This window comes from Microcystis sp. M_OC_Ca_00000000_C217Col, assembly GCF_007095585.1.
In the GTDB taxonomy this organism is placed as follows: domain Bacteria; phylum Cyanobacteriota; class Cyanobacteriia; order Cyanobacteriales; family Microcystaceae; genus Microcystis; species Microcystis panniformis.
This window is the reverse complement of the sequence record NZ_SFBV01000298.1, coordinates 1-2,588: the sequence shown is the minus strand read 5'-3', so window position 1 is coordinate 2,588 and position 2,588 is coordinate 1. Positions and strand designations below refer to the sequence as shown.

At 45.6% G+C, this 2,588-nt stretch carries 3 protein-coding genes; all 3 read left to right on the top strand.

Annotated features, from left to right (window positions below):
* The first annotated feature begins 243 nt into the window (after window positions 1-243).
* The 3 genes from thiS to EWV66_RS19065 are packed head-to-tail and all read left to right on the top strand — an operon-like array spanning window position 244 to window position 2,390.
* Window positions 244-453, top strand: coding sequence for a sulfur carrier protein ThiS (gene thiS / locus EWV66_RS19075; protein WP_002743890.1), 210 nt, complete (start codon window positions 244-246; stop codon window positions 451-453).
* A 33-nt stretch (window positions 454-486) separates the two neighbouring features.
* Window positions 487-1,623 (top strand): anhydro-N-acetylmuramic acid kinase, encoded by a 1,137-nt coding sequence (locus tag EWV66_RS19070; RefSeq protein ID WP_502705669.1) that lies wholly within the window; start codon window positions 487-489, stop codon window positions 1,621-1,623.
* Entirely contained in the window at window positions 1,620-2,390 is a 771-nt protein-coding gene (locus EWV66_RS19065) for a peroxiredoxin-like family protein (protein ID WP_287108038.1), read from the top strand. The genes EWV66_RS19070 and EWV66_RS19065 overlap by 4 nt, the downstream gene beginning before the upstream one ends.
* Window positions 2,391-2,588: the final 198 nt, after the last annotated feature.

The following is a 2,588-nucleotide window of genomic DNA, read 5'->3' as shown; positions in this document are numbered from 1 at the left end:
ATGGGGAAATGGGGAAATGGGGAAATGGGGAAATGGGGAAATGGGGAAATGGGGAAATGGGGAAATGGGGAAATGGGGAAATGGGGAAATGGGGAAATGGGGAAATGGGGAAATGGGGAGATAGGGGAATTTCAACTAATACCCCAAAACCCTAAAACCCTAAAACCCTAAAACCCCAACTCTCAACTCCTGTCTCCTGAATACTGACTCCTCCGATTAATTCATTTGTTCATATCGAAATCCATGTCAGAAATAACCTTGCAAATTAACGGCAAAACTCAAACCTGTTTACCCGCAACTAAACTACCGCAAATGCTAGAAAATTTGGGCATGAATCCTCGCTTAGTTGCAGTGGAATATAACGGGGAAATCCTCCATCGTCAGTATTGGGAAAACACGGAAATCAAGGAGGGGGATCAATTAGAAATTGTTACTATTGTCGGAGGGGGATAAAATAATCAACAATCGACAGTTGAGGGAAAAAACTTGTTAGTTATCGGTTTAATCAGTGGCACATCGGTGGATGGTATCGATACCGCTTTAGTGGAGATTAGCGGTACAGTGGAATCTCCACAGGTGCAGTTATTAGCAGGGGAAACCTATCCCTATTCCCCCCGATTACGCGAGACAATTTTACAAGTCTGTGGGGGAGAAAAGCTATCTATTGAAGCTTTAGCCAGCTTAGATGATGATATAGCCGCAGAATTCGCCCAATCCGCCTTAAATATCCAAAAAGAAGCCCCAAAAGCCCAATTAATCGGCAGTCACGGTCAAACCGTTTTTCATCGACCCCCCGCAAACGATCGCCTCGGTTACACGGTACAATTAGGACGGGGAGCAGCGATCGCAAAAATTACCCGTATTCCCACCATTAGTAATTTTCGCGCTGCCGATATCGCCCAAGCTGGTCACGGTGCGCCCCTAGTGCCGAAAATTGACGCTTATCTGCTTTCTCACCCCACTAAAGCCCGCTGCGTCCAAAATATCGGCGGTATTGGCAATTTAACCTATCTACCCCCCCGACAAAGGGAAAATTGGCAGCAAAAAATTTTCGGTTGGGATACCGGCCCCGGCAACGTCCTCATCGATTTGGCCGTACAATTTTTGAGCCAAGGTCAACAAACCTACGACCATAACGGTCAATGGTCGTCCCAGGGTCAACCCTGCCCCGAATTAGTTCATAAATGGCTACAGGAGCCTTATTTTCAACAATATCCCCCTAAATCCACTGGCAGAGAGTTATTTAGCCCCGCCTATCTAGCCCAATTGCGCCTGGATGCCCAAGCTTATTCCCTCAGTGATGCCGACTGGTTGGCGAGTTTAACCGATTTAACCGCCATTTCGATCGCCCACAGCTATCAAACCTTTTTGCCAGAAATGCCCGCGGAAGTGCTGCTCTGCGGTGGTGGCGCTCGTAATGCCTACCTGCGCCAACGACTCCTAGCACATTTGGGGTCAAATGTCAAGCTTTTGACCACCGATGAGGTAGGATTAAATAGCGATTTTAAAGAAGCGATCGCTTTTGCCCTCTTGGCCTATTGGCGCTGGCACAATTTCCCCGGTAATTTACCGCAAGTCACGGGGGCAAAAGCAGCGGTTTTATTAGGAGAAATTTACAGATGAGCAGCAGCTATGAAATATTTTCAACAATTCAACGCCAAAGGGTCAGCGATGGGCAAATAGTGCCAATTTTAAGCGATTGTGCCGATTATAAACGTCTTTTAATTCTTGTTTGGCCGCAATTGGGAGATTTTGATAGTCTCGAATACGCTTGGTGGTTAGAAAAAGAGGCAGCCCTTTGGCAAAATGCCGGGATAACCATTCGTGCCATCGGTATCGGCGATCGCAATTCAGGGTTAAAATTCGCTGAATATACGAAATTTCGGCAAGATTGGCTTTTTGTTGACCCCAAAGCCGAATTACATAATTTATTAGGACTTTATCGCGGTTTATCGCTAAAATTACCTGGGTTTTCTCCCGGGCAAAATGCTTGGTTAAATCTAATTTTTATGTGTGCGGGTGTGGGTAGTCCGGGGACTCTGGCCGAAGTGCTGCGGGGTTATCTTGGCGATCGCAAAGCCCCCCAATTAATTGCCGAGGAGGAAACAATACAAGCGCGGCCTTTACCAGCTTTCCGGGGTTCCCTATTCAATCTTGCTGGGGGTCAAGGTTTTCAGCGACCTTTTGAATTAGCCACCCTGAGACTTCGTAATATGAGTCAAGTTTTGGGCAATTGGTCAACATATATCCCCGATAGTAGTTATCTCACCCAACGGGGAGGGACTTTTTTATTTGATAGTCAAGGAAATTTACTCTATGAGCATCGGGATCAAGGTATCTTGGGTTTTGCTGAGAATATGAGTTATCCCCTCGCTTTTTTGCAGGATTAAGCTTTTTTATTCTGCATCTCGCTCACTCCCAACTCTTGACTTTTACCTTTTCTAGCTGATAGCTAAAAAACTACTTAAGTAGGGCTTGCTGAATAATGGTAAAACCCTTTTAAAATAAGGCTTTTGACCTGTTAAAGTCCGATGTTCATGCTGCGAAAATAGGATTGGGACTTTCAAAAACCTTGCATTATCCTTCTT

Excerpts from the sequence above, each read along its gene's own strand:
- thiS (WP_002743890.1), top strand. The coding sequence starts at position 244 with ATGTCAGAAATAACCTTGCAAATTAACGGCAAAACTCAAACCTGTTTA.
- EWV66_RS19065 (WP_287108038.1), top strand. The coding sequence starts at position 1,620 with ATGAGCAGCAGCTATGAAATATTTTCAACAATTCAACGCCAAAGGGTC.